This window comes from Streptomyces sp. NPDC005374 (genome assembly GCF_042872225.1).
GTDB lineage: Bacteria > Actinomycetota > Actinomycetes > Streptomycetales > Streptomycetaceae > Streptomyces.
Genome location: NZ_JBIAKA010000004.1, coordinates 280,698 through 307,670 on the forward strand (window position 1 = coordinate 280,698; position 26,973 = coordinate 307,670).

Below are 26,973 nucleotides of genomic sequence, written 5' to 3' on the forward strand. Positions count from 1 at the left end.
GCCGCGCCTCGATTCCTCCTCGTCCGGCGACACCGCCACGGCCGGCTCAGCCGCCGACGGCCGGCGAGGGCGAGCCCGGCTTCGGGGAGCCCGAGGAGCCGGGACGCCGGGAACCTGGTGAGTCGGGTGGGCGTGTGACCGACGAATCGAACTGGCAGGCGTTCGGGGTGCGGAGCCGACGGGCCACCGGGGCGCAGACGAGGCCGACGTTCGGTGGGTTCGACTGGCAGGGGTCCGACGAGAGCGGCAGCCCGGACGGCCGGGAGCCCGGACGGCAGGCGTCCCGCGATGCGGGGGAGCGGGTGTTCGGCGACTCCGGTCGACAGGCCCCGCGGGACACCGGCGCCACGGCGTCCCGCGTGTTCGACGACGCGAACCGGGGCCGGGAGTTCGGCGTACCGGATGCGCAGCCGTTCCGGACACCGCCCGCCGCGGGCCGACCGCCGATACGAACGACGAACGACACTGACTCCGGCGCCACGCCGACCGGTGGTGAGGCGTCCGACCCTCAGGGCACCCGCGGCACCCGGCGCTCGGGCTCCCCGAACCCGAACCCGGAGACCGCCTTTCCCGGCAGCGTTCCGCCCCCGCCCCCGGCTTCGGCCCGTTTCCCGGACACCCCTCCACCGGAGTCCGGCTCCGCCTCGGGCACCGAGTCCCGCTCGACCGACAGGACGCCTCCCGCTTCGGGCCCGGCGCCGTCCGCGCCCGGTGTCGTGCCGCCCCGGCCGCCCTCCGACCCCTCTGTGCCCCCACGTCGTACCGGCGCCCCCGCCGAGACCGCGTCGGAGACGACCTTCCGGATACGGCCCGTGCCGGCCGGACCGACGTCCGGTGGCGCCGCCGTACCGCCCGTGCCCAAGACCCGCCCCGGGGCGGGGTCCGGCCGTCCGGAGGGTGCCGCGACGGGCCCGCAGGCCGGTGCGCGGCCGGGTGCGCCCGCCCGTCCCGGATTCCCGCCGCGCCCCACGCGTGAGGCGTCGGCCTCCAGCACCACGCGCACGCCCCCGGCACCCGCAGAACCGCCCCGTACGCCCCCGTCAGGTGCGTCACTCTCTCCCGACCCCGCCCTCTCCTGGAGCGCCCCCATGCCCCCGCATGCCGGAACTCCCGGCAACGGACGGCCTGTTGTGTCGTTCGGGGAACCCGAAGTGGGGTACGGGCAGCGGTTGCGGACGCGGGGGATGCGGCTTCCGGCGCGGATCGTCTCGGTGACCGCCTGTGTGGTGCTCGGGCTCGGGCTCATCGGCGGTGCCGTGACCGGGAGTTGGCTGATCGGCGACTCGGGCGAGGACGGCGGACGCGACAGCTTCACCGTGGCCGGTGAGCTGTGGCACAGCGTTCCCGTCGACCAGTTGTTCCCACCCACCGTCGACGGCCAGGGCGCGGGCCCCGGCGGAGCCGACCGCACCTGGACGCGGATCGCCGTCGCCCCCGACAGCGGCTGCACGGACGCCTTCGACCCCCTGCTGCGCAAGGTCCTCGCCCCCGTCGGCTGCGAACGCCTCCTGCGCGCCACGTACACGGACGCCACCCAGAGCTACGTCACCACCGTCGGCCTCCTCTTCACCGACGCCGACGCCACCGCCATGCGCGAACTCGACACCCGCTTCACCAAGGAGGGCCTGGACGCCCGAACCGACCTGATGCCCCTCCCGTACGCCGCGAAGAACACCCTCGCCGCGGACTTCGGGGCCAGGCAGCGGGCCTCCTGGACGGTCTCCGTCCTCACCGACGCCCCGGTCGTCGCCTACGCCGTCTCCGGCTGGGCGGACGGACGTACCGTGGACGCCCCCGAGCCCGCCGAGAAGGCCATGGAGTCCGGCGACACCAGCCCCGCCGCGCAGTCCGGTCTCGGCAACGAGGCACAGGGCCTGGCCGACCGCGTCGAACGCGCCCTGCGCAAGACCGTCACCTCGCCCCCGGAGCAGCCCTCATGAGCGTCAGCACCCGCAGGGCAGGTCTCCTGAGCGTCCTCCTCGCCGCCTCCGTCGCCCTCGTCCCGCCCACCCTCGCGCACGCCGACGGCATCCGCGCCAAGCAGTGGGCCCTGGACGCCATGCACACCCAGCAGGCGTGGCAGACCACCAAGGGCGCGGGCGTCACCGTGGCCGTGCTGGACACCGGTGTCGAGGCCGACAACCCCGACCTCGTCGGCAACGTCCTCGCCGGCAAGGACATGATCGGCTTCGGGGCCACGGAGGGCGACCGCTCCTGGGCCCGGCACGGCACCGCCATGGCCGGCATCATCGCCGGTCACGGACACGGCTACGGCAACGGAGACGGCGTCCTGGGCATCGCCCCCGAGTCCAGGATCCTCCCCGTCCGCGTGATCCTGGAGGACGGCGATCCCGCCCGCGCCAAGGCCCGCAACACCCGCGGCAACGCCCTCGCCGAAGGCATCCGCTGGGCCGCCGACCACGGCGCCGACGTCATCAACCTCTCCCTCGGCGACGACTCCGCCTCCGCGCATCCGGAGGCCGGCGAGGACGACGCCGTCCAGTACGCGCTGAAGAAGGGCGTGGTCGTCGTGGCCTCGGCCGGCAACGGCGGCGACAAGGGCGACCACATCTCCTACCCGGCCGCCTACCCGGGCGTCATCGTCGCGACCGCCGTCGACAAGTACGGCACCCGCGCCTCCTTCTCCACCCGCCGCTGGTACGCCACGGTCGCCGCCCCCGGCGACGACGTCGTCATCGCCGACCCCGACCACAAGTACTACGAGGGCTGGGGGACCAGTGCCGCCTCCGCGTTCGTCTCCGGCGCGGCCGCCCTCGTCAAGGCCGCCCACCCGGACCTGACGCCCGCACAGATCAAACGGCTCCTGGAGGACACGGCCCGCAACGCCCCCTCCGGTGGCCGCGACGACTCCCGCGGCTTCGGTTTCATCGACCCGGCGGCGGCGCTCAAGGCCGCGGACCGCCTCAAGCCGGAGGGCCTGCAGCCCGCCTCCTACGGCGAAAAGTACTTCGGCGCCGGGCCTGACACCGCCAAGTCGCAGGACGACACGGCCAGTTGGGCGGCCCCGCTGGCGGGTGGCCTCGGCGGCGTCCTGCTGATCGCCGCGGTACTCCTGTGGCGCGGGCGCCGCGGCCCCCGTCGCTCCTACGAGGGTCTCTGAGCCGGGAGCGCGACGGTCACCGGGCGACAGCCGCGGACGTGGCGTTCGCCGTCGCGGACGCGGTCGGTGAGGCGGTCCCGCCCGTGAACACCGACACGGCCGCCTTCGCCGCTGCCTCCACCAGGGAAATCCCCTTCGCCTGCGTCGAGTTGCCGTTCGACAGCACGGCCACCAGATAGTCGTGGCCGTCCACCGTCACCCGTCCGACGCTGTTGATGTCCCACAGACCGGTCGTGCTGCGCGGCAGCCAGCCGTTCTTCAGCGCCCAGCCGGAGCCGTCGGCCGCGGCCGAGACACCCCAGTGCTGGTCGGCCTCTATCCGCCCCATCAGACCCCGGAGATACGACCGCGAGGCCTCGCTCAGCTCCGAGTCGTCGCCGAACACCTGCCGGAGCAGGGTGAGTTGGTCGGCGGCCGTGGTCTGGGTGAGCCCCCACAGCGCTCCGTCGCCGCCCTCGGTGCCGGTCAGCCCGAACCTCCCGTTGGCGGCGTCGAGTCCTGGGGCCTTCCCGATGATGTTCCACAGCGCGGACGCGGAGGCGTTGTCGCTGTTCTCGATCATCGTGGTGGCGTAGGCCTTCTCCTGTGCGCTCAGCCTCGTGCCCGCCTCCTGGTGCTGGAGCAGCAGCGTCGCCAGGATGTCCATCTTGACGATGCTCGCCGTGTCGAAGGCGCCGTCGCCGTACACCGCGCTGTCGCCCGACTCCAGGTCGAGCACCGCCGCCGACACCTTCGCGTGGCCCGTCACACTCACCGACTTCATCGCGTCGGCGAGCAGCGCGTCCAGATCCACCGGTGCCGCCACGGCCGCCTCCTCCGTCGTGGCCGCCGGTGAGGGCGAGACCGACGGCGTCGCCGCCGACGATACGACGCTCCCCGCGGAGTGCGCCTGCGCCTTCACATAGACCGTTCCTCCGGCCGTGGCACCGACGATGGCGACGGAGGTGAGCGCGGTGTACATCAGGGACCGGCGCGGGAATCTGCGGGCACGGCGTCTGGCGGCTCTGGAGGACTCCATGCCGCCGATGGTCGGGCCGCCGACTGTGCGGGCCGTTAGACGGACGTTAGAGCTGTGTCAGCGAATTCTGAGAAACCCGTGAAAGCCGTCACGGGCGGGTTTCCGGGCCCGCACAAGCCCAGCAGCAAGCCCCCTATAGGGTCGGTGACCGTGGCGAACAAGAACATTCCCGACCCCGGCTTCTCCGACGACGACGGCTCCGCCGATCCCCGGCTGAGCGCGGCACTCGCGGCCTGGGCCGAGGACCGCGCCGCCGTGGGCCCCGTCCTGGAGGCGCTGAAGGGGGCTCGGCTGCTCGTCCCGGTGGTGGCCGTGCTGGGTGAGGTCGAGGAGGACGAGAAGGGGCTGCGCCGCGAGAAGACCAGCGACATGGCCGTACCGACCCTCAAGGCCGGATCCAGGACCGCCCTGCCGGCCTTCACCTCCACCGGCTCGCTGGCCCGCTGGGACCCGGAGGCCCGCCCGGTCGCCGTACCCCTGCACCAGGCGCTGCAGGCCGCCGCGCACGAGAAGGCCGACACGGTCGTACTGGATCTGGCCGGTCCGGTGCCCTTCGAGCTGACCGGCCCCGCGCTGCTCGCCCTCGCCGAGGGGCGTACCTCCACGGACCCGCTCGCCGACCCGGCGGTCGTGGAGGCGGTGCGTGCGGTGGTCGCCGACGTGCGCGCGGTGCTGCGGGCCTATCTCGGTCCGGGCCGGGGCGACGGCACCCTCGCCCTGGTCTTCGAACCGGCCGTGCCGCACGACGCGGGCGTCCACGCGGTCGCCCGGCGCATCGCCGCCGACGAGACGCTGAGGGCCCGCCTGGTGCGCGGCCTCGACCTGGCAGCACTGCCGGCCGGTGCCACGCCTCCGGGCGAGCCCTTGTACGTACGCGGATGAACTAGCCGTAGACCGGCCCGGTGTACTTCTCGCCCGGGCCCTGGCCCGGCTCGTCCGGGACGAGGGACGCCTCGCGGAACGCCAGCTGCAGCGACTTCAGGCCGTCGCGCAGGGGGGCCGCGTGGAAGGAGCTGATCTCCGTCGCACTCCCGTCCAGCAGACCGGCGAGGGCGTGGATCAGCTTGCGGGCCTCGTCGAGGTCCTTGTACTTGTCGCCCTCCTCCGTCAGACCGAGCTTCACCGCGGCGGCGCTCATCAGGTTGACGGCGACCGTCACGATCACCTCGACGGCGGGGACCTCGGCGATGTCGCGGGTCATGGCGTCGAAGTCGGGGGAGTCAGGGGACGCGGGAGGGGTGTCACTCATGTCCCACACGATAGGGCCCGGTGCACGGCGGTTCGCACCACCCCCAGGTAGCTGCTAACCTTGTGTGACGACCGGCCGGACATTCATATGCCCGGCCCACAAGTGGAGGCTCCGATCTCCCACCTGACCGTCCCCCGGGACGGCGGGTCACCCCGGTCAGGCGGCCACCATCGTTCCGTACGGACGATGGAGTCGCCCGAAAGCGCGCCCCGCGATCATCGTGGCGGTGCTCCGGCAGTGTTTGGAGCCCCGTCTTGTGATCGTCCGGGGCATTTTTTGTGCCTCGGCGCGGTTAGGTCGGTCGAACACAGACAGCGCGACCGTCCGCCAGATGGCCGTGTGGTGCTAACCGAGGAGGATCCATCAGCACCGAACCCCGTATCAACGACCGGATTCGCGTTCCCGAGGTGCGACTTGTCGGTCCGAGCGGCGAGCAGGTCGGGATTGTTCCGCTTGCCAAGGCCCTGGAACTCGCGCAGGAGTACGACCTCGACCTGGTCGAGGTTGCCGCGAGCGCGCGTCCGCCGGTCTGCAAGCTCATGGACTACGGGAAGTTCAAGTACGAGTCGGCCATGAAGGCCCGTGAGGCGCGCAAGAACCAGGCGCACACGGTCATCAAGGAGATGAAGCTCCGGCCGAAGATCGACCCGCACGACTATGACACCAAGAAGGGTCACGTCGTCCGGTTCCTCAAGCAGGGCGACAAGGTCAAGATCACGATCATGTTCCGTGGTCGCGAGCAGTCCCGTCCCGAACTGGGCTACCGACTGCTGCAGCGTCTCGCGTCGGACGTGGAGGACCTCGGCTTCATCGAGTCGAATCCGAAGCAGGACGGCCGAAACATGATCATGGTTCTCGGCCCGCACAAGAAGAAGACCGAGGCGATGGCCGAGGCACGCCAGGCGCAGGAAGCCCGCAAGGCTGACGCGAAGGCCAACCCCGGCAAGTCGCAGAACGCCGCGGAGTCCGAGGGCGACGAGCTCACTGACGAGCACGACGAGCTCACCGCGGACGACGAGGCTTCGGCCGAGGCGCCCGTCGAGGCTCCGGCCGAGGCGTGACCCCCGGGGACGCGAGTCCCCAGGACATAACCGAAACAACTGCGCGTTCCACCGTGCCCGGTTTCACGACCGGGCACCGGAACGCCACCGACGAGGAGTGAACGGCGCTATGCCGAAGAACAAGACGCACAGCGGTGCCAGCAAGCGCTTCAAGATCACCGGCTCCGGCAAGGTGCTCCGCGAGCGCGCCGGCAAGCGCCACCTGCTCGAGCACAAGTCGTCCCGCGTGACGCGTCGCCTCACCGGCAACGCCGAGATGGCCCCGGGCGACGCCGCGAAGATCAAGAAGCTTCTCGGCAAGTGACGTACGCGGCGCTCCGACCGAGCGCCGTACGTCAGGACCGGGACCCAATCGTTTCCGGGCCGTGTGAGTCCAACCACGGCCCCGCTACAAGGAGTTAACAAGTGGCACGCGTCAAGCGGGCAGTCAACGCCCACAAGAAGCGCCGGGCGATCCTCGAGGCGGCCTCCGGCTACCGCGGTCAGCGTTCGCGCCTGTACCGCAAGGCCAAGGAGCAGGTCACCCACTCGCTGGTCTACAACTACAACGACCGCAAGAAGCGCAAGGGCGACTTCCGTCGGCTGTGGATCCAGCGCATCAACGCTGCGGCCCGCCAGAACGGCATGACGTACAACCGCCTCATCCAGGGTCTGAACGCCGCCAACATCGAGGTGGACCGCAAGATCCTGGCCGAGCTGGCCGTCAACGACGCGCCCGCCTTCGCGGCGCTCGTCGAGGTCGCTCAGAAGGCCCTCCCGGCGGACGTGAACGCGCCCAAGGCCGCGTGACGCCGCGCCGGCTCTAGGCCGACGTGACTTGATGGACCCGTGGGCTTCTGCCTACGGGTCCGTTGCGTTGAGTGGCGGGGTGGGTGCGCACCGCCGACTTCCGCCGTCGTGGTTGATCGCCGTTGCGGCGGAAAGTTGGTTGAAAGTGAGCGCGATGCCCCCGGTTGCCCCCGAGCTGATCTCCCCCCGTTCCCCCCGTGTCTCCGCCGCCCGGCGGCTCGCCAGGCGGAACTTCCGGGGGAAGGAGCGGCTGTTCCTGGCCGAGGGGCCGCAGGCGGTACGGGAGGCCGCCGGGCACGGTCTGGTGGAACTGTTCGCCACCGTGGAGGCGGCCGAACGCTACGCGGACATCGTCGGAGAGGCCCGGGACGCCGGGGCCCGCGTCCACCTCGCCGCCGAGGACGTCATCGCCGACATCTCGACCACCGTCACCCCGCAGGGCCTCGTCGGGATCTGCCGGTTCCTCGACACCCCCTTCGAGGAGATCCTCGCCGCCCGGCCGAAGCTCGTCGCCGTCCTCGCCCACGTGCGGGACCCCGGGAACGCGGGCACCGTGCTGCGGTGCGCCGACGCCGCCGGCGCCGAGGCCGTCGTCCTGACCGACGCCTCCGTCGACCTCTACAACCCCAAGGCCGTACGCGCCTCCGTGGGCTCCCTGTTCCACCTGCCCGTCGCCGTCGGGGTGCCCGTGGAGCAGGCTGTCCAGGGGCTGAAGGACGCCGGGGTGCGCATTCTCGCCGCCGACGGGGCCGGGACCGACGACCTCGACGACGAGCTCGACCGGGGCACCATGGGCGGCCCGACCGCCTGGGTCTTCGGCAACGAGGCCTGGGGGCTCCCGGAGGAGACCCGCGCACTCGCGGACGCCGTGGTGCGCGTTCCGATCCACGGGAAGGCCGAAAGCCTGAACCTCGCCACCGCGGCCGCCGTATGTCTCTATGCGTCAGCCCGTGCACAGCGCGCCTCCGGAGGGTGCCGCTCCGTCATCGAGAACCAGTAAGGTGACCAGCTCGGGGGCCCCTCAGACGCCTGAGAGGTGGGGTACGGGGATGAGTGTCGGCACGAGGAGCGCACTGGGCGTGTCCGGGAGCTGTGCCGGTGGTCCCGACGGGCTCGGCATCGATCCCGACCAGCTGCCCGACGGCCTCGTCGTCGCGGACGAGCAGGGCCGCGTGATCTGCTTCAACGCCGCCGCGGCCCGGATCACCGCCCTCCCCGCCGAGGACGCCCTCGGACAGCGGCTGGAGAAGGCCCTTCCATTAGAGGATCTGGAGGGGCGGCGCTGGTGGCAGCTGACCGATCCGTACGGCGGCCTCGCCATCCGCAGGCGCCAGCCCGAGCGGAATCTGCTGCTGCCCGGCGGCCGTGAGGTCCTCGTCTCCGCCACCTACGTGCGCACCGAGCCCACCGGACCCGTCCACCGCGTCGTCGTCAGCCTGCGCGACACCGAGGCCCGCCGCCGCACCGAGCGCAGCCACGCCGAGCTGATCGCCACCGTGGCCCACGAGCTCCGGTCCCCGCTCACCTCCGTCAAGGGCTTCACCGCGACCCTCCTAGCTAAATGGGAGAGGTTCACCGACGACCAGAAACGGCTGATGCTGGAGACCGTCGACGCGGACGCCGACCGGGTCACCCGGCTCATCGCGGAACTGCTGGACATCTCCCGCATCGACTCCGGGCGCCTCGAAGTCAGGCGCCAGCCCGTCGACATCGGCGCCGCCGTCGGACGCCACATCCAGGCCTACGTCGCCGCGGGCCTCGCCGCCGACCGGTTCCTGCTGCGTCTGGAGCAGCCGCTGCCCGCCCTGTGGGCCGATCCCGACAAGGTCGACCAGGTGCTCAGCAACCTGCTGGAAAATGCCGTGCGGCACGGCGAGGGAACCGTCACCATTGACATCACGCCCACGGCGTCCCCCCGCGAGGGAGAGGACATCGCAACGTCGGTCACGGTGAGCGACGAGGGCCCCGGCATCCCGGAGGAGTCCATGAACCGCGTCTTCACCCGCTTCTGGCGGGGCAGCAAGCGCGGCGGCACCGGACTCGGGCTGTACATCGTCAAGGGCATCGTCGAAGCCCACGGCGGCACCATCACGGTCGGCCGCGCCCCGGGCGGCGGCGCCGAGTTCCGATTTACGTTGCCCGTGAGCGTTCCGGCCTATCTCACCTGAGATCCGCCCGAGCCGCCCGCGGGCGCATTCGCGTACCTGAGGGCCGCTCTCGGACCGGGCGTCCGGCGTGCGGCCCCACCCCCGTTAGACTCGGCCTTTGGCACCTTCGTGTCCCATGGACGGCCCTCCGACCTCTGAGCGAGTCGGTGACGGGGACCTTCAGCCAGCCAATCGGAAGCACGGGAAGAGATGTCGGCACCGAACAAGTCGTACGACCCTGTAGAGGTCGAGGCCCTGAAACCGGAAGAGATCGAGCGCATGCGGGACGAGGCGCTCGCCGCCTTCGCGGCCGCGGACTCGCTCGACGCGCTCCAGGAGGCCAAGGTCGCCCACACCGGCGGCGCCTCCCCGCTGGCCCTCGCCAACCGCGAGATCGGCGCCCTGCCCCCGCACGCCAAGGCAGCCGCCGGCAAGCTCGTCGGCCAGGCCCGGGGCGCGGTCAGCAAGGGCCTCGCCGCCCGCCAGAGCGAGCTGGAGGCGGAGCGGGACACCCGCGTGCTGGTCGAGGAGGCGGTGGACGTCACACTGCCGTACGACCGCGTACCGGCCGGCGCCCGCCACCCGCTCACCACGCTCTCCGAGCGCATCGAGGACGTCTTCGTGGCCATGGGCTACGAGGTCGCCGAGGGCCCGCAGGTCGAGGCCGAGTGGTTCAACTTCGACGCGCTCAACATCGGCCCGGACCACCCGGCCCGCGGCGAGGCCGACACCTTCTTCGTGCGGGGCCCCGAGGGCGGCACCGAGTCCGGTGTCGTGCTGCGCACCCACACCTCGCCCGTGCAGATCCGCTCGCTGCTCTCCCGCGAGCTGCCGGTGTACGTGATCTGTCCCGGCGTCGTCTACCGCACCGACGAGCTGGACGCCACCCACACCCCGGTCTTCCGCCAGGTCGAGCTGCTGGCCGTCGACGAGGGCCTCACCATGGCCGACCTCAAGGGCACCCTGGACCACATGGTCCAGGCGCTGTTCGGCGAGGGCATGAAGACCCGGCTGCGCCCGAACTTCTTCCCCTTCACCGAGCCGTCCGCCGAGATGGACATGGTGTGCTACGTCTGCCGCGGCGAGTCCGTCGGCAACCCCGACCGCCCCTGCCGCACCTGCTCCTCCGAGGGCTGGATCGAGCTCGGCGGCTGCGGGATGGTCAACCCCAAGGTGCTCACCGCCTGTGGCGTGGACCCGGAGAAGTACAGCGGCTTCGCCTTCGGGTTCGGCATCGAGCGGATGCTGATGTTCCGCCACAACGTCGAGGACATGCGAGACATGGTCGAGGGTGACGTCCGGTTCACCCGGCCGTTCGGGATGGAGATCTGATGCGGGTCCCGCTTTCTTGGCTGCGGGAGTACGTCGACCTGCCGGCGACCGAAACCGGCCGTGACGTCCAGGCCAAGCTCATTTCGGCCGGTCTCGAGGTCGAGTCCGTCGAGCACCTCGGCGCCGACCTCAAGGGCCCCCTGGTCGTCGGCCAGGTGCTGACCATCGAGGAACTTGAGGGCTTCAAGAAGCCGATCCGCTTCTGCACGGTGAACGTCGGCCAGGCCAACGGCACCGGAGAGCCGCAGGAGATCGTCTGCGGCGCCCGCAACTTCGCCGTCGGCGACAAGGTCGTCGTGGTCCTCCCGGGCGCCACGCTGCCCGGCGGCTTCTCGATCTCCGCGCGCAAGACGTACGGCAAGACGTCCCACGGCATGATCTGCTCCGGCGACGAGCTGGGCATGGGCGACGACGGCAGCCACGGCATCATCGTGCTGCCCCCGGAGACCGAGGTCGGCAAGGACGCCATCGAGCTCCTGGAACTGGTCGACGAGGTCCTGGACATCGCCGTCACCGCCAACCGCGGCGACTGCCTGTCCATCCGTGGCGTGGCCCGCGAGGCCGCCATCGCCTACGGCCTGCCGCTCAGCGACCCGGCCCTGCTCGACGTGCCCGGTCCGAACGCCTTCGGTTACCCGGTCGAGGTCTCCGACCCGTTCGGCTGCGACCGCTTCACCGCGCGCACCGTCACAGGTCTGAGCCCCGAGGCCCGCTCGCCGATCTGGCTCCAGCGCCGGCTCCAGAAGGTCGGCATGCGCCCGATCTCGCTCGCCGTCGACGTCACCAACTACGTGATGACGGAGCTCGGCCAGCCGCTGCACGCCTACGACCGCACGCTGGTCCAGGGCTCCATCCGGGTCCGCCGGGCCGCGCAGGGCGAGCAGATCCAGACCCTCGACGGCGTGACGCGCAAGCTGCACGCCGAGGACCTGGTGATCGTGGACGACCGCGGCCCGATCGGCCTCGCCGGCGTCATGGGCGGCGCCAACACCGAGATCGCCGACCACGCCGAGGGTGAGGGCGCCACCGACGTCGTCATCGAGGCCGCCCACTTCGACGCGGTCTCCATCGCCCGTACGGCCCGCCGCCACAAGCTCTCCTCCGAGGCGTCCCGGCGCTTCGAGCGCGGTGTCGACCCGCAGGCCGCCGCCGCTGCAGCCCAGCGCACGGTCGACCTGCTGGTGCTGCTCGCGGGCGGCACCGCCGAGGCGGGTGTCACCGAGGTCGTCGCCCCGTCGGCCCCGCACACCATCAGCGTCCCGGCGGACCACCCCGACAAGGTCGCGGGTGTCGAGTACGGCCGCGAGACCGTCGTACGGCGTCTGCAGGAAGTCGGCTGCGACGTGTACGGACAGGACGAGCTGATCGTCACCGTGCCGTCCTGGCGTCCCGACCTCCAGGAGATCAACGACCTGGCCGAAGAGGTCATCCGTCTGGAGGGCTACGAGAACCTGCCCTCCACGCTGCCCAGGCCGCCGGCCGGCCGTGGCCTGACCCGGCGTCAGCGGCTGCATCGACGTGCGGGCCGGGTGCTGGCCGGTGCCGGGTACGTCGAGGCGCCGAACTACCCCTTCGTCTCCGAGCAGGTCTTCGACCAGCTGGCCCTCGCGGCCGACGACCCGGCCCGCCGGGTCGTGAAGCTGACCAACCCGCTCAACGACGAGGAGCCCGCGCTCCGTACGTCACTGCTGCCGGGTCTGCTCGGTGCGCTGCGGCGCAACGACGGCCGGGGCTCGCACGATCTGGCGCTGTTCGAGACCGGGCTGGTCTTCCTGCCGCGCGAGGAGCAGGGTGTCGCCACGGTGCTGCCCGTCGACCGTCGTCCCACGGACGAGGAGATCGCCGAGCTGGACGCCGCGCTGCCGGAGCAGCCGCGCCATGTCGCCGCCGTGCTCGCGGGCGCGCGCGAGCAGGCCGGCTGGTGGGGCGCGGGCCGTCCGGCCGGGTGGGCCGACGCCGTCGAGGCCGGACGTCTGGTCGCGCGTGAGGCCGGGGCCGAACTGGTCGTGCGGGGCGGCCAGTACGGGCCGTGGCACCCCGGGCGCTGCGCCGAGTTCGTGGTCGGTGACACCGTCGTGGGGCACGCCGGTGAGCTGCATCCGCGGGTGGTGAAGGCGTTCGGGCTGCCCGCGCGTACCTGCGCGATGGAGCTGGACCTCGACCTGCTGGAGCGGGTCGGCGACGACACTCCGCAGGCGCCGAGCATCTCGACGTTCCCGGTGGCCACGCAGGATGTCGCCCTGGTCGTCTCCCGCGAGGTCCCGCACGCCGATGTGGAGGCCGCACTGCGGGAGGGGGCTGGTGAACTTCTCGAGGGAATCCGGCTGTTCGACGTGTACGAGAACGCTGCGCAGCTGGGCGAGGGGAAGAAGTCGCTGGCGTACGCGCTGCGGTTCCGGGCGGGTGACCGGACGCTGACGGTCGATGAGGCGTCCGCGGCTCGGGATGCGGCGGTTGCCCTTGCGGGCGAGCGGACCGGAGCGGTGCTGAGGGCCTAGTCGCCTGGGGCCGCGGGTGCGTCGGCGGCTGCGGGCGCGTCGTGGCTTGTCGCGCAGTTCCCCGCGCCCCTGGGGGGTGTGGGGCTGCGCCCGCACACCCCCATATCTGGTTACCTCACTCGATAGGGTGAGTTCTCCTGGCGATCTGGCCCATTCGGTCCATGCGCTCGACAGAATCGGACCGGCCTTTCGAGGTCGGTCCGATTGTGCTTGCGGGGCCTGGTTGGGGGCCATCGGCATGATGTGCATCAAGGCTGCGGTGCCCCGGGCGGGGTCACTGCGGCGTGTGCTGACGACGGGGCTGCCCACGATGTGGGGCGCCGTCGCGGTCACGTACAAGTTGGCCTGTCCGCTCGCGCAGCAGGACGGGCTGGGCGCGCGTGTCGTCACCAGTGCCGTGTTCTTCGCGGTGGGCACCGGATTGATCGTCCATGTCCGGCGCGCCCTGCTGCGCGAACTCCGGCAGGCCCGCCGGGTCGCGGGCGCCGCCCAGAGCGTGCTGCTGCGGCCGTTGCCCCCGCGCATCGACGGGCTCACCGTCGCCGCGGCCCAGCTCTCCGCCGACCGGGGCGCCGTCATCGGCGGCGACCTGTACGAGGCGGTCGCCACGGAACACGGGGTACGGGTCGTCATGGGGGACGCCCGAGGGCACGGCCTCGCCGCCATCGGTACGGCCGCCGCCGTGCTCGGCAGCTTCCGCGAGGCGGTCCACGACGAGCCCGAACTCGGGGGCGTGCTGCGCAGACTGGACCGTGCGCTCGCCCGTCACCTGCGGGAGCGCGCCGAACGCGACGGCACGGTGGCCGAGGAGTTCGTCACCGTACTGCTGCTGGAGATCGGCGGTGACGGCGAACTGCGCGCCCTGAACTGCGGTCACCCGTGGCCGTACTTGCTCAGTGGCTCAGTGGTCGAGCCACTCTCCTGCGCGGACCCCATGCCACCGCTCGGCCTGTTCCCGCTGCCTGCCGACTTGTCGGGGCTGCCGTGCGGCCATCTACTGCCGGGTGAAACCCTGGTCCTGCACACGGACGGCGCCGAGGACGCGCGGGACGGGCGTGGCCGGTTCTTTTCTCTGCCCACGGCGCTCGAGAAGGCTGCACACGCCACACCCCAGGCTGCGTTGGGCACGGTTTTCACGGACCTGCTGATCCACACGGGCGGTACCCCGAAGGATGACGTGGCCTTACTGGTACTGAAGAACGATCGCCCACCACGATCTACCCCAGGGGCGCGCGACAGTGACATCAGCGGCTCCGCCGCGCGGGCGCGACCAGCCACGATGCACCCGCAGTCGACCACGCACCTCTAGCCGCTCAGCCCACGGCCAGGCCACCGCACTGTACGAGGGGGAGCCGGCGGCCCGGCCGGCCTCTTGCGAGGCAATTCAGTCAACCCGTTGGAAACTCTCCGCAACAGTGCGCACACCCTGCGGATTCGAGCACTCCGTTCACACCCCGTGTGAACCCGAACGCACTACTCTGTCCGCACCGAGCCACCCGGGGGGCATATATGCAGCCCAATACTCTGCTCGACGCGATCCTCGACGAAGCCGGGATCTCGCACGCGGGGCTTGCCGCACATGTGAATCAGGCCGGGAGGGCACGCGGCCTCGCGCTCAGGTACGAACACACCGCCGTGGCACGGTGGTTGAAGGGCCAGCGGCCTCGCGGCCAGGTTCCCGACCTGATGTGCGAGGTGCTCGCGAGCCGACTCCGACGCCCCGTCACCCTCGACGACATCGGCCTCGGTGTGCCCGGCGAACCGTCCGCCCCGCACGGCACCTCCCTGTCCGGCTTCGTCGAGCGGGCCACCGCCCTGTGGCGCTCCGACGAACAGCAGCGCCCGCACATCCTGGGCGCCCCCGCGGTCACCGGTACGCCCGCCGTCATGCCCGTGTGGGAGTGGGAGAACCCGCCCGAGGACGTCGACGTCTCCCGCGGTGGCAGGCACCGGGTCACCCCGGCCGACCTCGAGATGCTGCGCTCGGCCCGCACCCACTACGAGCAGATGTACCGCAAGGCCGGCGGCATCGCGACCCGCAACCGGATCGTCGGCTTCCTCAACGCCGAGGCCGCCCCGCTGCTGCGCGGCAGCTACACCGACGAGACAGGCCGCCAACTGCACCGCGCCACCGGCGGACTCGTCGCGGTCGCCGGCATCTGCGCCTACGACTCCGACGCGCACGGCCTCGCCCAGCGGTACTTCCACCAGGCCCTCAGGCTCGCCAAGGCCAGCGGCGACCGCGGACTCGGTGCGTACGTCATCGCGCTGCTCGTCAACCAGTCCCTGTACATGCGCGAGTACCGCCAGGCCGTCGCCTTCGCCGAGGCCGCGCTGCGTGCCGCGGGCAAGCACATCACCCCGGCGCTCGCCTGCGACCTCTACGCGATGCAGGCCAAGGCGTACGCCCACCTCGGCGACGGCACGACCGCCATGTCCTGCATCAGGCGGGCCGAGGAGGCCGCCGGACGCATCCGTCGCGGGTACGAGCCCGACGAGACCGGCTATGTCCAGCCGGGCCTCGTCAACGTCCAGGTGGCGGAGGCCCTCCTCAGCCTCGGCGAACTCGCCGCCGCGGCCGCGCACGCCGCGGCAGCCGTCGACAACCCGGCCCACGACCGCGGCCGGGTGCACCGGCTCGCCATGCTCAGCACGATCGAACTGCGCCAGGGCAACGCCGACAAGGCGGTGGCCACCGCCGTACAGATGGCGGAACAGGCGCGGGGAATGGAGTCCCAGCGCCTGCGCGACAGACTCAGAGCGGTACGCGAGCACCTGGTCCGGAGCGGCTGCGCGGGCACGGCCGAGGCAGCCGAACTGATCGACGGGGCGCTGCGCGTACCGATGTAGGCCGGCACGAGACCACCGACCCCACAGTCCCTGCTGCGATATTGCCACTTACTCGACGGAAGGTGGCAGAACCGTGCAGTGGACGAAACAGAACGAACAAACTGTCTATGAAAACCGCTGGTTCAGCGTCAATCTCGCCGATGTCGAACTACCGGACGGGCGACACCTCGACCACTTCCTGATACGGCTGAGGCCCGTCGCCGTCGCCACGGTGGTGAACGAGGCCAACGAGGTCCTCCTGCTGTGGCGCCACCGTTTCATCACCGACAGCTGGGGCTGGGAGCTCGCCGCGGGTGTGGTCGAGGACGGCGAGGACATCGCCGTCGCGGCCGCCAGGGAACTCGAGGAGGAGACCGGCTGGCGGCCGGGGCCGCTCCAGCACCTGATGAGTGTGGAGCCCTCCAACGGGCTCACCGACGCCCGGCACCACATCTACTGGGCCGACGAGGGCGAGTACATCGGGCACCCGGTGGACGACTTCGAGTCCGACCGCAGGGAGTGGGTCCCCCTGAAACTCGTTCCCGACATGGTCGCCCGTGGGGAGGTCCCGGCCGCCAACATGGCGGCCGCGTTACTCCTGTTGCACCATCTGAGGCTCGGTCAGGACATCTTGCCCTGATCCCCCACCCGGATGTCCCGGAGCCTCAGTGCCCCAAAATCTGCCAGATCGCCACGACGAGCGCGCCCACGGCGGTGACCGCCGAGATCGCGGGCAGCGGCCAGCGGGCGTGCTCCAGGGCGATGATCCGTGCGCTCAGATCGTCGATCTCCTTGTCCGTCTCCTCCGTGCGATGGCTGAGCAGAGCCAGTCCGCCCTCGACGCGTGCATACGCGACATCGAGGCGGCGTCGTAACTCTGCGAGTTCTCCATGGATCACGGGATGCTCCGGGTCGGCGGTCACGAGTCCGCTCCTTTCCGTAGTCATCACATCCCCTGCATGCGCGTGAAGAGTCAACTCGCCTGGTGGGCGCAGGGGTAGAGTGTGCGAGGGGCATATGCGGGCCCGGCGCGCACACGGTGTGTGAATGACACGGGCCCGGCGCTCGAAAAGCGCCGGGCCCGTTGTGGTCGCACTGTGTAATCAGCACCCTGAAACGGGCACTGTGCAATCTGCCGTGAGGCGTACTCAGCCGTAGGTGTAGAAGCCCGAGCCGGACTTCCGGCCCAGCCGGCCCGCGTCGACCATGCGCTGGAGCAGCGGGGGAGCGGCGTACAGGGGCTCCTTGTACTCCTCGTACATCGAGTAGGCGACCGAGGCGACCGTGTCGAGACCGATCAGGTCGGACAGCTTCAGGGGGCCCATCGGGTGGGCGCAGCCGAGTTCCATGCCGTTGTCGATGTCCTCGCGGCTGGCGATGCCCGACTCGAACATCCGGATCGCGGACAGGAGATACGGGATCAGCAGCGCGTTGACCACGAAGCCGGAGCGGTCCTGGGCGCGGATCGCGTGCTTGCCGAGGAGCTTCTCGGCGAACGCCTGGGCGCGGGCCAGCGTGCCCTCGGAGGTGGTGAGCGCCGGGATCAGCTCGACGAGCTTCTGCACCGGGGCCGGGTTGAAGAAGTGGATGCCGACGACCTGGTCGGGCCGCGAGGTGGCGACCGCCAGCCGCACCAGCGGGATGGAGGAGGTGTTGGAGGCCAGGATCGCGTCCGGGCGGGTCACCACCTGGTCCAGCACCTGGAAGATCTCTGTCTTCACCTGCTCGTTCTCGACGACGGCCTCGATGACCAGGTCGCGGTCCGCGAACTCGCCGAGGTCGGTGGTGAAGCTGAGGCGTGCCTGCGTCGCCGCCAGCTCGTCCGCCGAGATCTTGCCGCGCTCGGCGGCCTTGGTCAGGGAGTTGAGCAGCCGGGTGCGGCCGAACTCCAGGGCCTCGCCGGTGGTCTCGGCGACCTTGACGTCCAGACCGGCGCGGGCGCACACCTCGGCGATGCCCGCCCCCATCTGGCCGCAGCCCACCACTCCGACGCGCGCGATGTCTCCCGCCGGGAAGTCCGTCACATCGTCCCTTTCGCTGGTTCTTCGCCTCGTGGCAGGTCGGCCGTGTCCGGTTCCTGCTCCGTTCGTGCACGTTACTCCCAAGTATCGATGATCGATCACCGGGGTCCGTCATCCGTCGGGCATCCTGGGCCGCGGAGACGATCCGTGACCGAGCGGATCCATGGTGTTGGGGGAGTGTGCACATGGGACGTCTGTCACGCCGGGCCTTCGCGCTGGCGGCGCTGTCGACCCTGACCTCGGCCTCGGGAGCGGCGGCGGCGCCGCGGCATCCGAGGCGGGCGGCGGCGGAGATGCGGGGCGTGTGGCTCGCCACCGTGTCCAACCGGGACTGGCCGTCGAAGGCGGGGCTGACCGCCGCGCAGCAGCGGGCGGAGCTGATCGCCCACCTCGACCGGGCGGTGGCGGACCGCCTGAACACGGTGATCTTCCAGGTACGGCCCACCGCCGACGCCCTGTGGCCCTCGCCGTACGAACCGTGGTCGCAGTACCTCACCGGCACCCAGGGCAAGAACCCCGGCTGGGACCCGCTCGGCACGGCGGTCGCCGAGGCGCACCGCAGGGGCCTGCAACTGCACGCCTGGTTCAACCCGTACCGCATCGCCAACCACACGGATCCGACGAAGCTGGTCGCCTCCCACCCCGCGCGCAAGCACCCGGACTGGGTGGTGACGTACGGCGGGAAGCTCTACTACAACCCCGGGCTGCCCGCGGTCCGCGCCTTCGTCGAGAACGCGATCCTCGACGCGGTGCGCAAGTACCCCGTGGACGCGGTCCACTTCGACGACTACTTCTACCCGTACCCGGTGGCCGGGCAGACCTTCGACGACGATGCCGCCTACGACCGGTACGGCGGGGACTTCACCAGCCGGGCCGACTGGCGGCGGCACAACATCGACAAGCTGGTCCTGGAGACCGCGGCCCGCATCAGGCAGATCCGGCCCGGCACGCGGTTCGGCATCAGCCCCTTCGGAGTGTGGCGCAACGCCGCCACCGACCCGCTCGGCTCGGACACGCGCGCGGGTGTGCAGTCCTACGACGACAACTACGCGGACACCCGCAAGTGGGTGCGTGAGGGCTGGATCGACTACATCGTGCCGCAGCTCTACTGGAACATCGGCTTCGCCGCCGCCGACTACGCCGAGCTGGTGCCCTGGTGGGCCAAGCAGGCACAGGGCAGCAGGACGAAGCTGTATCTCGGCGAGGCCCTGTACAAGGCGGGGGATCCGGCGCAGCCCGCGCCCTGGCGGGACCCCGCCGAGCTGTCGCGCCACCTCACGCTCGCGCGCAGGTACAAGCAGGCGCGCGGGCATGTCTTCTTCGCGGCCCGAGAGGTCGCCTCCGACCCGATCGGGGCCATGGCGCGGGTGGTCGCCGACCACTATCAGGAGCCGGCGACCGCACCGCGCTGAGAGCCTGAGTCACATCCCCGGCCGGATCAGCGCACGTCGTCGTGGGGGAGCGTGCGATCGCAAGGCGCCGGAGTGTCCTCGATGGGGGTCCCCCTATGGGGGAGTGCGTGCCGGGCGGCGGGCGCTCGGCCGGGGATGTGACACAGGCTCTGCGTCACCGGCCGGTCTGCGGGTACCGGTGCCGGATCTCGGTGTCGGGGCCGGGTGAGCAGACGCCCTCGTGCCCGTCCTCGAAGCGGACGCGGTACGGGGGATCGCCTGCCTGGCCCATCACTTCGACGATCTCGCCGACCTTGTCCTGCTGTCCGACCACCCTGCCGTGCTGGACAAGCTGGTCGCCCACGGTTGCGCGCATCAGCGGTGCCTCCTCACCAAGTGCGGGAGCAGCGGTTCGTGGCCCCGATTTTACGGCGCGGAGGCCGGTTGGGACCGGCGCGTGCACGCCGGTCAGCCCCGCGCCCGCTGGGTGACGGCGATGCACACCAGCACCGCCGCGGCCGTCAGCGGGGCGGCCACCGTCAGGTGCTCGCCGAGCAGCAGCACCGACCACACCAGTGTGAGCAGGGGCTGGGCGAGCTGCAACTGGCTGGCCTTGGGGATGCCGATCACCGCCATGCCCCGATACCAGACGACCAGCCCGAGGAACTGCGAGCCCACCGCCACCCACAGGAGCCCGGCGACGCTGTGCGCGGTGAGGTGCACGGGCTCGTACGACAGCGCGAGCGCCGCCGCGGGCACGCTGAGGGGCAGGCACAGCACCAGCGCCCAGGCGATGACCTGCCAGCCGGGCATGACCCGGGCCAGCCGGCCGCCCTCGGTGTAACCGGCCGCGCACACCAGCAGGGCGGCGAAGAGATACAGGTCGGCGCCGGTGAGGGCGCCACCGCTCTGCTGCACGGTGAAGGCGACCACCGCGCCCGCGCCCGCGACGGACGCCGTCCAGAAGGTGCGCGAGGGGCGGGTGCCCATGCGCAGGGCGGACAACAGCGCGGTCGTCAGGGGGAGCAGACCGACCACGACCGCGGCGTGCGCGGTGGTCGACGTCCGCAGGGCGAGCGTGGTCAGCAGCGGGAAGCCGACGACGACTCCGGCGGCGACGACCGCGAGCCCGGGCCGGTCGCGGCGGCCCGGCACGGGCACGCGCAGCGCCAGCAGACAGCCGCCCGCGATCAGCGCCGCGAGGACACTGCGGACCGCGACGAGGGACCACGGACCGAAACCCTCAAGACCCCATGCCGTGGCGGGGAACGTGAGGGAGAACGCGGCGACACCGAGGGCGGCCTGCAGGGTGCCGAAGGTCCTCATCGGGGTGACGACCGCTATCCTGGTCGGCGCAGTAGCGCTACTCTCTGCTCTCATGCATGAGCGTAGCAGCGTCGATGAACTGGCAGTACGGCTCAGGCGAGAGCTCGACCGCTACTCTTCTGGAGAGAAGCTCCCCTCGAGCCGCGTTCTGGTCGACCGCTTCCGGGTCAGTCCGGTGACCGTGTCCCGCGCCCTCGCCCAGCTCGCCGCCGAAGGCCTGGTGATCACCCGGCCCGGCGCCGGTGCGTTCCGCGCCCCGGCACGCACCGCCGCCGCCCCGGCCGGGGACACCTCCTGGCAGGAGGTCGCGCTGAGCGCGGACGGCGCCGCCGACCTCGTACCGCGCTCGGTGGACGCGTCCGGCGTCCTGGTCTCGCTGGCCGCCCCGCAGCCGGGCGTGATCGAGTTCAACGGCGGCTATCTGCACCCCTCCCTCCAGCCGGAGCGCGCGATGTCCGCCGCCCTGGCCCGCGCCGGCCGTCGACCCGGAGCCTGGGGACGGCCGCCCATGGAGGGCCTGCCGGAACTGCGGGAATGGTTCGCGCGGAACATCGGCGGCGCGGTCACGGCGGCGGAGGTGCTGATCAGCTCGGGCGGTCAGTCGGCGCTCACGACGGCGTTGCGCGCGCTGGCCCCGCCCGGCGCACCCGTGCTCGTCGAGTCGCCCACCTACCCGGGCATGCTGGCGATCGCCCGTGCGGCGGGCCTGCGGCCGGTCCCCGTCCCGGTGGACGCCGACGGCGTGAAACCGGACCTGCTCGCCGACGCGTTCCGGGCCACCGGCGCCCGGGTGTTCGTCTGCCAGCCGCTGTTCCAGAACCCGACCGGTGCGGTGCTGGCCCCCGAGCGCCGGGGCGAGGTGCTGCGGATCGCCCGCGAGGCCGGCGCGTTCGTCGTCGAGGACGACTTCGTACGACGGCTCGTGCACGAGGACGCCGGCCCGCTGCCGCGTCCGCTGGCGGCCGACGATCCCGACGGAGTCGTGGTCCACGTCGGCTCGCTGACCAAGGCGACCTCGCCCAGCTTCCGGGTGAGCGCCCTGGCCGCGCGCGGCCCGGTCCTGGAACGCCTGCGGGCCATCCAGATCGTCGACACCTTCTTCGTCCCCCGCCCCCTCCAGGAGGCGGCCCTCGAACTCGTCGGCTCACCGGCCTGGCCCCGCCATCTGCGGTCGATCTCGTCGGAGTTGAGGGCCCGCCGCGACGCGATGACCACCGCCCTGCGTCTCGACCTCCCCGAACTCGACCTCCCGCACATCCCGGCCGGCGGCTACCACCTGTGGCTGCGCCTGCCGGAGCCCGGACACGAACCGGCCCTCACGGCGGCCGCCCTGCGCGCGGGCGTGGCGATCGCCCCCGGCCGCCCGTACTTCAGCGCGGAACCCCCGGCGGGACATGTGCGCCTGAGCTTCGCGGCGGTCGCGGGGCCGGGGGAGATCGCCGAAGGGGTACGGCGGCTGCGGGCGGCCTGCCACGAGGTGCTCCCGGCGAAAACCGCTCGACTGCGATCCCCCTGACCTGGGAAGGTCGCGCCCATGAACGACACCCCGCCCCTCGCCGAGGGCTACGAGATCTCCACCGACCCCGGCCGCGTCGACGCCGGGCGGGTGCACCACTGGCTGTCCACCGACGCGTACTGGGCGCTCGGGCGGTCACGGGAGAAGCAGGACCGGGCGATCGCCGGATCGCTCAACTTCGGGGTGTACGAGGTGGATTCGGGGGATCAGGTGGCCTATGCCCGAGTGATCACCGACCTGGCGAGCTTCGCATGGCTGTGCGACGTGTACGTGGACCGTTCCGCGCGCGGCAAGGGGATCGGCACGGCGCTGGTCGGGGCCGTACGCGAGCACCTGCGCCCCTACGACCTCAGGCGCGTCCTGCTCGCCACCCACGACGCCCACGGCGTGTACGAGAAGCTGGGGTTCGCGCCACTGGCCAAGCCGGATCAGTGGATGGCGCTCCTGTTCGACCAGTGATGCCGGACGCACCCCGGGTAACTCCCCGGTAACGCCTCTTGACCTGCGCACTTTCGCGGCTCACGATCGCCGCATGCAACTTCGGGTCACGTTCGTCGCCGCCGCGCGAAGCTCCTCGCTGCTCGCCGAGCGCTTCGAGGACGACCGTCCGCTCGACCAGGCCGGCTGGGACGAGGCGCTGGCCGCGTCCCGCGACCTGCTGCCGCTCGCGGCGGCCGAACAGCGCTACTGCTCGCCGACCCCGCGCAGCCGCGCCACCGGGGACGCCCTCGGTTACTCCCCTCTGGTTCAACTCGCCCTGCGGGACTGCGACATGGGGCGCTGGCGCGGACTGACGCTCGGCGAGGCGATGGCCCGGGAGCCGGAGTCCGTGGACGTCTGGCTCGCGGACCCGCGAGCGACCCCGCACGGTGGTGAGTCGCTGCTCGACTTCATCACCCGGGTCGGTGAGTGGCTCGACACCCGGCCCGTCGGCGACGGCGGCCGTATCGTCGCCGTCGCCGAACCCGCCGTGATCCGGGCCGCCCTGGTGTACGCCCTGAAGGCGCCGCCTTCGACCTACTGGAACATCGACGTACGCCCCCTGTCGGCCACCACCGTCACCGGGCGCGCCGGCCGGTGGAGCCTGCGCTTCGAGGGCGTACCGGCGCAGCCCGCGCGGTCCTAGCCGACGGGTTCGCGCGTGAGATCCGTCGTCAGGACGAGGTCCTTGGCCGGGCCGCCGATCCGCCACACCGTGCGCCAGTGGTCGGCGTCCAGGACGGTGAACTCGCCGCGGTAGAGGTCCGCCGCGCACGGGTGGTCGGCGACATGGTGCCCATGGGTCAGATCCAGGCCGTGGAAGGGGCGCCCGTCGGAGAAACGGACGTCCGCCGTGCCCGGTGTCGCACCCGGCAGGTAGCGGAGGGTTCGTTCGGCGGGGCGCGGTACGCCCCGCCAGGTGAAGGTGCCCGACTCCTCGGACAGCAGGCCACCGCCCTCCAGTTGGCCGAAAGCGGTCGTGCCGGAGAACCACCCTTCGTCACCGCTCGCCAGATCCCGAACGGTTCGCTCGGTCCGCCAGCGCCCGGCCAGATAGGACAGCGCATCCGCCACTGGCCAGAACCCGCCCACCGGTCCCTCACTTCCGACACTTTCGGTACCACGCGCCCCGTTGACGCTCCGGAATCCCTCTCTCTATGTTGCCGTTCGAAGTGCTGATCGCAGTCCGATATCTCGAACGCCCCTTTCGACAGAGAGCCGCGGAGTATCCATGTCACGCACCCGCTGGAGACTCGGTCTCGGCGCCACCGCCTTGCTGGTGGCCGCCGGACTGGTCACCGCCCCCGCCCATGCCGAGGACGTCACCGACTACGCGATCACCGTCGACCCGGCCGCCAAGGGCGCGAAGATCGACGACACCATGTACGGCGTCTTCTTCGAGGACATCAACCGGGCCGCCGACGGCGGTCTGTACGCCGAACTCGTGCAGAACCGGTCCTTCGAGTACTCCACCGCCGACAACTCCTCGTACACCCCGCTGACCTCGTGGACGGTCGACGGCACGGCCCAGGTCGTGAACGACGACGGACGGCTGAACGCGCGCAACCGCAACTACCTCTCCCTGGCCGCCGGTTCGTCCGTCACGAACGCCGGATACAACACCGGCGTCCACGTCGACGAGGGCAAGAGGTACGACTTCTCGGTGTGGGCCCGGGCCGCAGCCGGCAGCACGTTGAGCGTGTCGCTCCAGGACGCCGACGGCCCCCTGGCACCCGCCCGCCGGGTGCCCGTGACGAAGGACGGCTGGGCGCAGTACAAGGCCACCTTCACCGCGACCCGGACCAGCAGCGCGGGTCGCCTCACCGTTGCCTCCTCGGCAGCGGCCGCCCTCGACATGGTGTCCCTCTTCCCGCGCGACACGTACAAGCGCGAACCCAACGGCCTGCGCAAGGACCTCGCCGAGAAGATCGCCGCCCTGCACCCGGGCTTCGTGCGCTTCCCGGGCGGCTGCCTGGTGAACACCGGCTCCATGGAGGACTACAGCGAGGCCTCCGGCTACCAGCGCAAGCGCTCCTACCAGTGGAAGGACACCGTCGGCCCGGTCGAGCAGCGCGCCACCAATTCCAACTTCTGGGGCTACAACCAGAGTTACGGACTCGGCTACTACGAGTACTTCCGCCTCTCCGAGGACATCGGCGCCATGCCGCTGCCCGTCGTCCCGGCCCTGGTGACCGGCTGCGGCCAGAACCAGGCCGTCGCCGACGAGGCGCTGCTCAAGCGGCACATCCAGGACACCCTCGACCTCATCGAGTTCGCCAACGGACCGGCGAGCTCCACATGGGGCAAGGTGCGCGCCCGGATGGGCCACCCGAAGCCCTTCCACCTCACCCACATCGAGGTCGGCAACGAGGAGAACCTGCCGAACGAGTTCTTCGCCCGCTTCAAGGAGTTCCGCGCCGCCATCCAGGCGAAGCACCCGGACATCCAGGTCATCTCCAACTCCGGTCCTGACGACTCCGGTTCGACCTTCGACACGGCCTGGCAGCTCAACAAGGACGCCAAGGTCGACATGGTCGACGAGCACTACTACAACAGCCCGCAGTGGTTCCTCCAGAACAACGACCGCTACGACTCCTACGACCGCAGCGGTCCGAAGGTCTTCCTCGGCGAGTACGCCTCCCTCGGCAACACCTTCAAGAACGGTCTCGCCGAAGCCGCGTACATGACCGGCCTGGAACGCAACGCCGACGTCGTCAAACTGGCCTCCTACGCACCGCTGTTCGCCAACGAGGACTACGTCCAGTGGCGCCCTGACCTGGTCTGGTTCAACAACCACGCCTCCTGGAACTCCGCCAACTACGAGGTCCAGAAGCTGTTCATGAACAACGTCGGCGACCGCGTGGTGCCCTCCACCGCCACCGGGACCCCCTCGCTGCTCGCCCCGATCAGCGGCGCGGTCGGCCTGTCGACCTGGGCGACCACGGCGTCGTACGACGATGTGAAGGTCACCGGCGCCGACGGGAACGCCCTGCTCACCGACGACTTCAGCGGTGACTCCTCGCAGTGGACCCACACCGGCGGTGGCAGCTGGAGCGTCCAGGACGGGCAGTACACGCAGAGCGACGTGAACGCCGAGAACACCATGGTCTCGGCCGGCGACCCCAGCTGGCACGACTACGACCTGCACGTGAAGGCCACCAAGAAGGCCGGCAAGGAGGGCTTCCTCGTCGCCTTCGGCGTCAAGGACACCGGCAACTACTACTGGTGGAACCTCGGCGGCTGGAACAACACCCAGTCCGCCGTCGAACAGGCCGTGGACGGCGGCAAGTCGACGCTGCTCTCCAAGGCCGGATCGGTCGAGACGGGCCGCGCCTACGACGTCGACGTCAAGGTGCGGGGCCGCCAGGTGACCCTCTACCTCGACGGACAGGAGTGGGGCAGCTTCACCGACGACAAGCCTGCCGAGCCGTTCCGCCAGGTCGTTACCAAGGATCAGAAGACCGGCGACCTGATCGTCAAGGTCGTCAACGCCCAGAACTCGGCGGCCCGTACGGCGATCGACCTGGGCGGCGCCAAGGTCGCGTCCAGGGCCCGGGTGACCACCCTCGCGGCCGGCCCGGACGCCGTGAACAGCGAGACGTCCACCGCGGTCGCCCCGGTGAGGTCCATGTTCGACGGGGTCGCCGGGAAGTTCTCGTACACCTTCCCGGCGAACTCCGTCACCTTCCTCAGGATCAGCCGGCGGTAGACGTTCCGTCCTTCGTGGGCTGCTGTCCGACGGGCAGCAGCCCACGCTCGGCGAGGACCTTCTTCGCCACGGCCATCGCGTTGAGGGCCCTGGGGAAGCCGCAGTAGCCGGCCGACTGCAGCAGCGCCTCCACGATCTGCTCGGGGGTCAGGCCCACGTTCAGGGCCGTGTGGACGTGCACCTCCAGCTGGGTCTCACAGCCGCCGAGCGCGGTGAGCATGCCCAGCGTGACCAACTGGCGGTCCCGGGGGACAAGCTGCGGCCGGGAGTAGATCTCGCCGAACCCCCAGGCGACGAGCTGGTGGCCCATCTCCGGGCTGATGTCGGCGAGCGAGTCCAGGACCCGCTGCCCGACCTCGGGGTTGACACTCCCCAGCATCTCCAGGCCCCGCTCGAAACGCTCCTCGCGGGTGGTGCTCTCGCTCATGTCGGCTCCTCCGTCGTAGGTCGCGCGTCCGGGGACGGTGCACTCCTCTGCGCCATCGT

General features: G+C 71.2%; 25 protein-coding genes and 1 pseudogene. 18 read left to right on the forward strand and 8 right to left on the reverse strand.

The features are described 5' to 3' along the window. Nucleotides 1–134: 134 nt before the first annotated feature. A complete protein-coding gene (locus tag ACFYRX_RS12480) occupies nt 135–1,940 on the forward strand; it encodes a hypothetical protein (RefSeq protein WP_389098674.1) in 1,806 nt (601 codons plus the stop codon). Beyond that, nucleotides 1,937–3,121, forward strand: coding sequence for a type VII secretion-associated serine protease mycosin (gene mycP / locus ACFYRX_RS12485; protein WP_389098676.1), 1,185 nt, complete (start codon nt 1,937–1,939; stop codon nt 3,119–3,121). The genes ACFYRX_RS12480 and mycP overlap by 4 nt, the downstream gene beginning before the upstream one ends. A gap of 16 nt (nt 3,122–3,137) precedes the next feature. Here mycP and ACFYRX_RS12490 read toward each other — a convergent pair whose 3' ends face one another. After that, nucleotides 3,138–4,139, reverse strand: a complete 1,002-nt coding sequence (locus ACFYRX_RS12490; protein ID WP_389098678.1) for a serine hydrolase — start codon at nt 4,137–4,139, stop codon at nt 3,138–3,140. 150 nt (nt 4,140–4,289) lie between these two features. Here ACFYRX_RS12490 and ACFYRX_RS12495 point away from each other — a divergent pair, with 150 nt between their 5' ends. After that, the gene (locus ACFYRX_RS12495; RefSeq protein ID WP_389098680.1) at nt 4,290–5,021 is read left to right on the forward strand and encodes an SseB family protein; all 732 of its coding nucleotides are present in this window, start codon (nt 4,290–4,292) and stop codon (nt 5,019–5,021) included. A 1-nt stretch (nt 5,022) separates the two neighbouring features. Here ACFYRX_RS12495 and ACFYRX_RS12500 read toward each other — a convergent pair whose 3' ends face one another. Next, nucleotides 5,023–5,388 carry a DUF1844 domain-containing protein gene (locus ACFYRX_RS12500; RefSeq protein WP_389098682.1) on the reverse strand — a complete coding sequence of 122 codons (366 nt, stop codon included), beginning with the start codon at nt 5,386–5,388 and terminating at the stop codon, nt 5,023–5,025. Between the two features lie 337 nt (nt 5,389–5,725). Here ACFYRX_RS12500 and infC point away from each other — a divergent pair. The 10 genes and pseudogenes from infC (at nt 5,726) to ACFYRX_RS12550 (ending at nt 16,684) form a co-directional block, all read left to right on the forward strand. Then, nucleotides 5,726–6,449: pseudogene (gene infC, locus ACFYRX_RS12505) on the forward strand (translation initiation factor IF-3). A gap of 109 nt (nt 6,450–6,558) precedes the next feature. Continuing rightward, nucleotides 6,559–6,753: a 50S ribosomal protein L35 gene (rpmI, locus tag ACFYRX_RS12510; protein WP_006607578.1), complete on the forward strand. Its 195-nt coding sequence runs from the start codon at nt 6,559–6,561 to the stop codon at nt 6,751–6,753. A 101-nt stretch (nt 6,754–6,854) separates the two neighbouring features. Then, complete coding sequence (gene rplT, locus ACFYRX_RS12515; protein ID WP_389098683.1) at nt 6,855–7,238, forward strand: 50S ribosomal protein L20; 384 nt, start codon at nt 6,855–6,857, stop codon at nt 7,236–7,238. A 154-nt stretch (nt 7,239–7,392) separates the two neighbouring features. Next, nucleotides 7,393–8,238 (forward strand): TrmH family RNA methyltransferase, encoded by an 846-nt coding sequence (locus tag ACFYRX_RS12520; RefSeq protein ID WP_389098684.1) that lies wholly within the window; start codon nt 7,393–7,395, stop codon nt 8,236–8,238. A 49-nt stretch (nt 8,239–8,287) separates the two neighbouring features. Then, nucleotides 8,288–9,406: an ATP-binding protein gene (locus tag ACFYRX_RS12525; RefSeq protein ID WP_389098686.1), complete on the forward strand. Its 1,119-nt coding sequence runs from the start codon at nt 8,288–8,290 to the stop codon at nt 9,404–9,406. Nucleotides 9,407–9,595: 189 nt separating this feature from the next. Beyond that, entirely contained in the window at nt 9,596–10,717 is a 1,122-nt protein-coding gene (gene pheS / locus ACFYRX_RS12530) for a phenylalanine--tRNA ligase subunit alpha (protein WP_389098688.1), read from the forward strand. After that, nucleotides 10,717–13,215 carry a phenylalanine--tRNA ligase subunit beta gene (gene pheT, locus ACFYRX_RS12535; RefSeq protein WP_389098690.1) on the forward strand — a complete coding sequence of 833 codons (2,499 nt, stop codon included), beginning with the start codon at nt 10,717–10,719 and terminating at the stop codon, nt 13,213–13,215. The genes pheS and pheT overlap by 1 nt, the downstream gene beginning before the upstream one ends. 238 nt (nt 13,216–13,453) lie before the next feature. After that, entirely contained in the window at nt 13,454–14,524 is a 1,071-nt protein-coding gene (locus ACFYRX_RS12540; RefSeq protein ID WP_389098692.1) for a PP2C family protein-serine/threonine phosphatase, read from the forward strand. A 200-nt stretch (nt 14,525–14,724) separates the two neighbouring features. Beyond that, complete coding sequence (locus ACFYRX_RS12545) at nt 14,725–16,065, forward strand: transcriptional regulator (RefSeq protein WP_389098694.1); 1,341 nt, start codon at nt 14,725–14,727, stop codon at nt 16,063–16,065. 73 nt (nt 16,066–16,138) lie between these two features. After that, complete coding sequence (locus ACFYRX_RS12550; RefSeq protein ID WP_389098696.1) at nt 16,139–16,684, forward strand: NUDIX hydrolase; 546 nt, start codon at nt 16,139–16,141, stop codon at nt 16,682–16,684. 25 nt (nt 16,685–16,709) lie between these two features. Here the strand turns inward: ACFYRX_RS12550 and ACFYRX_RS12555 are convergent, their stop codons facing one another. Both ACFYRX_RS12555 and ACFYRX_RS12560 read right to left on the reverse strand, forming a co-directional pair. Then, nucleotides 16,710–16,967, reverse strand: coding sequence for a hypothetical protein (locus ACFYRX_RS12555; RefSeq protein ID WP_389098698.1), 258 nt, complete (start codon nt 16,965–16,967; stop codon nt 16,710–16,712). 225 nt (nt 16,968–17,192) lie between these two features. Then, nucleotides 17,193–18,068 (reverse strand): 3-hydroxybutyryl-CoA dehydrogenase, encoded by an 876-nt coding sequence (locus ACFYRX_RS12560; RefSeq protein ID WP_389098700.1) that lies wholly within the window; start codon nt 18,066–18,068, stop codon nt 17,193–17,195. A 182-nt stretch (nt 18,069–18,250) separates the two neighbouring features. Between ACFYRX_RS12560 and ACFYRX_RS12565 the strand changes: the two genes are divergently transcribed. Continuing rightward, the gene (locus ACFYRX_RS12565) at nt 18,251–19,477 is read left to right on the forward strand and encodes a glycoside hydrolase family 10 protein (protein WP_389098702.1); all 1,227 of its coding nucleotides are present in this window, start codon (nt 18,251–18,253) and stop codon (nt 19,475–19,477) included. A 154-nt stretch (nt 19,478–19,631) separates the two neighbouring features. On the opposite strand, the gene ACFYRX_RS12570 is transcribed toward ACFYRX_RS12565, so the two are convergent. Together ACFYRX_RS12570 and ACFYRX_RS12575 are read right to left on the reverse strand one after the other, a co-directional pair. Beyond that, nucleotides 19,632–19,832 carry a DUF1918 domain-containing protein gene (locus tag ACFYRX_RS12570; protein WP_389098703.1) on the reverse strand — a complete coding sequence of 67 codons (201 nt, stop codon included), beginning with the start codon at nt 19,830–19,832 and terminating at the stop codon, nt 19,632–19,634. A gap of 92 nt (nt 19,833–19,924) precedes the next feature. Further along, on the reverse strand, nt 19,925–20,836 hold the full coding sequence (locus ACFYRX_RS12575; protein WP_389098705.1) for a DMT family transporter: 912 nt from the start codon (nt 20,834–20,836) through the stop codon (nt 19,925–19,927). Between ACFYRX_RS12575 and ACFYRX_RS12580 the strand changes: the two genes are divergently transcribed. The 3 genes from ACFYRX_RS12580 to ACFYRX_RS12590 all read left to right on the forward strand — a co-directional run bounded on the left by ACFYRX_RS12580 (nt 20,835) and on the right by ACFYRX_RS12590 (nt 23,424). Then, nucleotides 20,835–22,298, forward strand: a complete 1,464-nt coding sequence (locus ACFYRX_RS12580; protein ID WP_389098707.1) for a PLP-dependent aminotransferase family protein — start codon at nt 20,835–20,837, stop codon at nt 22,296–22,298. The genes ACFYRX_RS12575 and ACFYRX_RS12580 overlap by 2 nt on opposite strands. Nucleotides 22,299–22,316: 18 nt before the next feature. Continuing rightward, entirely contained in the window at nt 22,317–22,757 is a 441-nt protein-coding gene (locus ACFYRX_RS12585; RefSeq protein WP_389098709.1) for a GNAT family N-acetyltransferase, read from the forward strand. Between the two features lie 73 nt (nt 22,758–22,830). Next, nucleotides 22,831–23,424 carry a histidine phosphatase family protein gene (locus ACFYRX_RS12590; protein WP_389098711.1) on the forward strand — a complete coding sequence of 198 codons (594 nt, stop codon included), beginning with the start codon at nt 22,831–22,833 and terminating at the stop codon, nt 23,422–23,424. Here the strand turns inward: ACFYRX_RS12590 and ACFYRX_RS12595 are convergent. Further along, nucleotides 23,421–23,870 carry a DUF6314 family protein gene (locus tag ACFYRX_RS12595; RefSeq protein ID WP_389098713.1) on the reverse strand — a complete coding sequence of 150 codons (450 nt, stop codon included), beginning with the start codon at nt 23,868–23,870 and terminating at the stop codon, nt 23,421–23,423. The genes ACFYRX_RS12590 and ACFYRX_RS12595 overlap by 4 nt on opposite strands. Nucleotides 23,871–24,009: 139 nt before the next feature. Between ACFYRX_RS12595 and ACFYRX_RS12600 the strand changes: the two genes are divergently transcribed. Further along, entirely contained in the window at nt 24,010–26,487 is a 2,478-nt protein-coding gene (locus tag ACFYRX_RS12600; RefSeq protein WP_389098715.1) for an alpha-L-arabinofuranosidase C-terminal domain-containing protein, read from the forward strand. Here the strand turns inward: ACFYRX_RS12600 and ACFYRX_RS12605 are convergent. Beyond that, nucleotides 26,474–26,914, reverse strand: coding sequence for a carboxymuconolactone decarboxylase family protein (locus tag ACFYRX_RS12605; RefSeq protein WP_389098717.1), 441 nt, complete (start codon nt 26,912–26,914; stop codon nt 26,474–26,476). The two genes, ACFYRX_RS12600 and ACFYRX_RS12605, sit on opposite strands and share 14 nt — an antisense overlap. Between the last annotated feature and the right edge of the window lie 59 nt (nt 26,915–26,973).

Bases quoted from the DNA above. Each gene is read 5' to 3' on its own strand.
- mycP (WP_389098676.1), top strand. From the start codon at position 1,937: ATGAGCGTCAGCACCCGCAGGGCAGGTCTCCTGAGCGTCCTCCTCGCC.
- ACFYRX_RS12490 (WP_389098678.1), bottom strand. From the start codon at position 4,139: ATGGAGTCCTCCAGAGCCGCCAGACGCCGTGCCCGCAGATTCCCGCGC.
- ACFYRX_RS12500 (WP_389098682.1), bottom strand. From the start codon at position 5,388: ATGAGTGACACCCCTCCCGCGTCCCCTGACTCCCCCGACTTCGACGCC.
- rpmI (WP_006607578.1), top strand. From the start codon at position 6,559: ATGCCGAAGAACAAGACGCACAGCGGTGCCAGCAAGCGCTTCAAGATC.
- ACFYRX_RS12520 (WP_389098684.1), top strand. From the start codon at position 7,393: ATGCCCCCGGTTGCCCCCGAGCTGATCTCCCCCCGTTCCCCCCGTGTC.
- ACFYRX_RS12525 (WP_389098686.1), top strand. From the start codon at position 8,288: ATGAGTGTCGGCACGAGGAGCGCACTGGGCGTGTCCGGGAGCTGTGCC.
- pheS (WP_389098688.1), top strand. From the start codon at position 9,596: ATGTCGGCACCGAACAAGTCGTACGACCCTGTAGAGGTCGAGGCCCTG.
- pheT (WP_389098690.1), top strand. From the start codon at position 10,717: ATGCGGGTCCCGCTTTCTTGGCTGCGGGAGTACGTCGACCTGCCGGCG.
- ACFYRX_RS12540 (WP_389098692.1), top strand. From the start codon at position 13,454: ATGATGTGCATCAAGGCTGCGGTGCCCCGGGCGGGGTCACTGCGGCGT.
- ACFYRX_RS12545 (WP_389098694.1), top strand. From the start codon at position 14,725: ATGCAGCCCAATACTCTGCTCGACGCGATCCTCGACGAAGCCGGGATC.
- ACFYRX_RS12565 (WP_389098702.1), top strand. From the start codon at position 18,251: ATGGGACGTCTGTCACGCCGGGCCTTCGCGCTGGCGGCGCTGTCGACC.
- ACFYRX_RS12570 (WP_389098703.1), bottom strand. From the start codon at position 19,832: ATGCGCGCAACCGTGGGCGACCAGCTTGTCCAGCACGGCAGGGTGGTC.
- ACFYRX_RS12580 (WP_389098707.1), top strand. From the start codon at position 20,835: ATGCATGAGCGTAGCAGCGTCGATGAACTGGCAGTACGGCTCAGGCGA.
- ACFYRX_RS12575 (WP_389098705.1), bottom strand. From the start codon at position 20,836: ATGAGAGCAGAGAGTAGCGCTACTGCGCCGACCAGGATAGCGGTCGTC.
- ACFYRX_RS12585 (WP_389098709.1), top strand. From the start codon at position 22,317: ATGAACGACACCCCGCCCCTCGCCGAGGGCTACGAGATCTCCACCGAC.
- ACFYRX_RS12590 (WP_389098711.1), top strand. From the start codon at position 22,831: ATGCAACTTCGGGTCACGTTCGTCGCCGCCGCGCGAAGCTCCTCGCTG.
- ACFYRX_RS12600 (WP_389098715.1), top strand. From the start codon at position 24,010: ATGTCACGCACCCGCTGGAGACTCGGTCTCGGCGCCACCGCCTTGCTG.
- ACFYRX_RS12605 (WP_389098717.1), bottom strand. From the start codon at position 26,914: ATGAGCGAGAGCACCACCCGCGAGGAGCGTTTCGAGCGGGGCCTGGAG.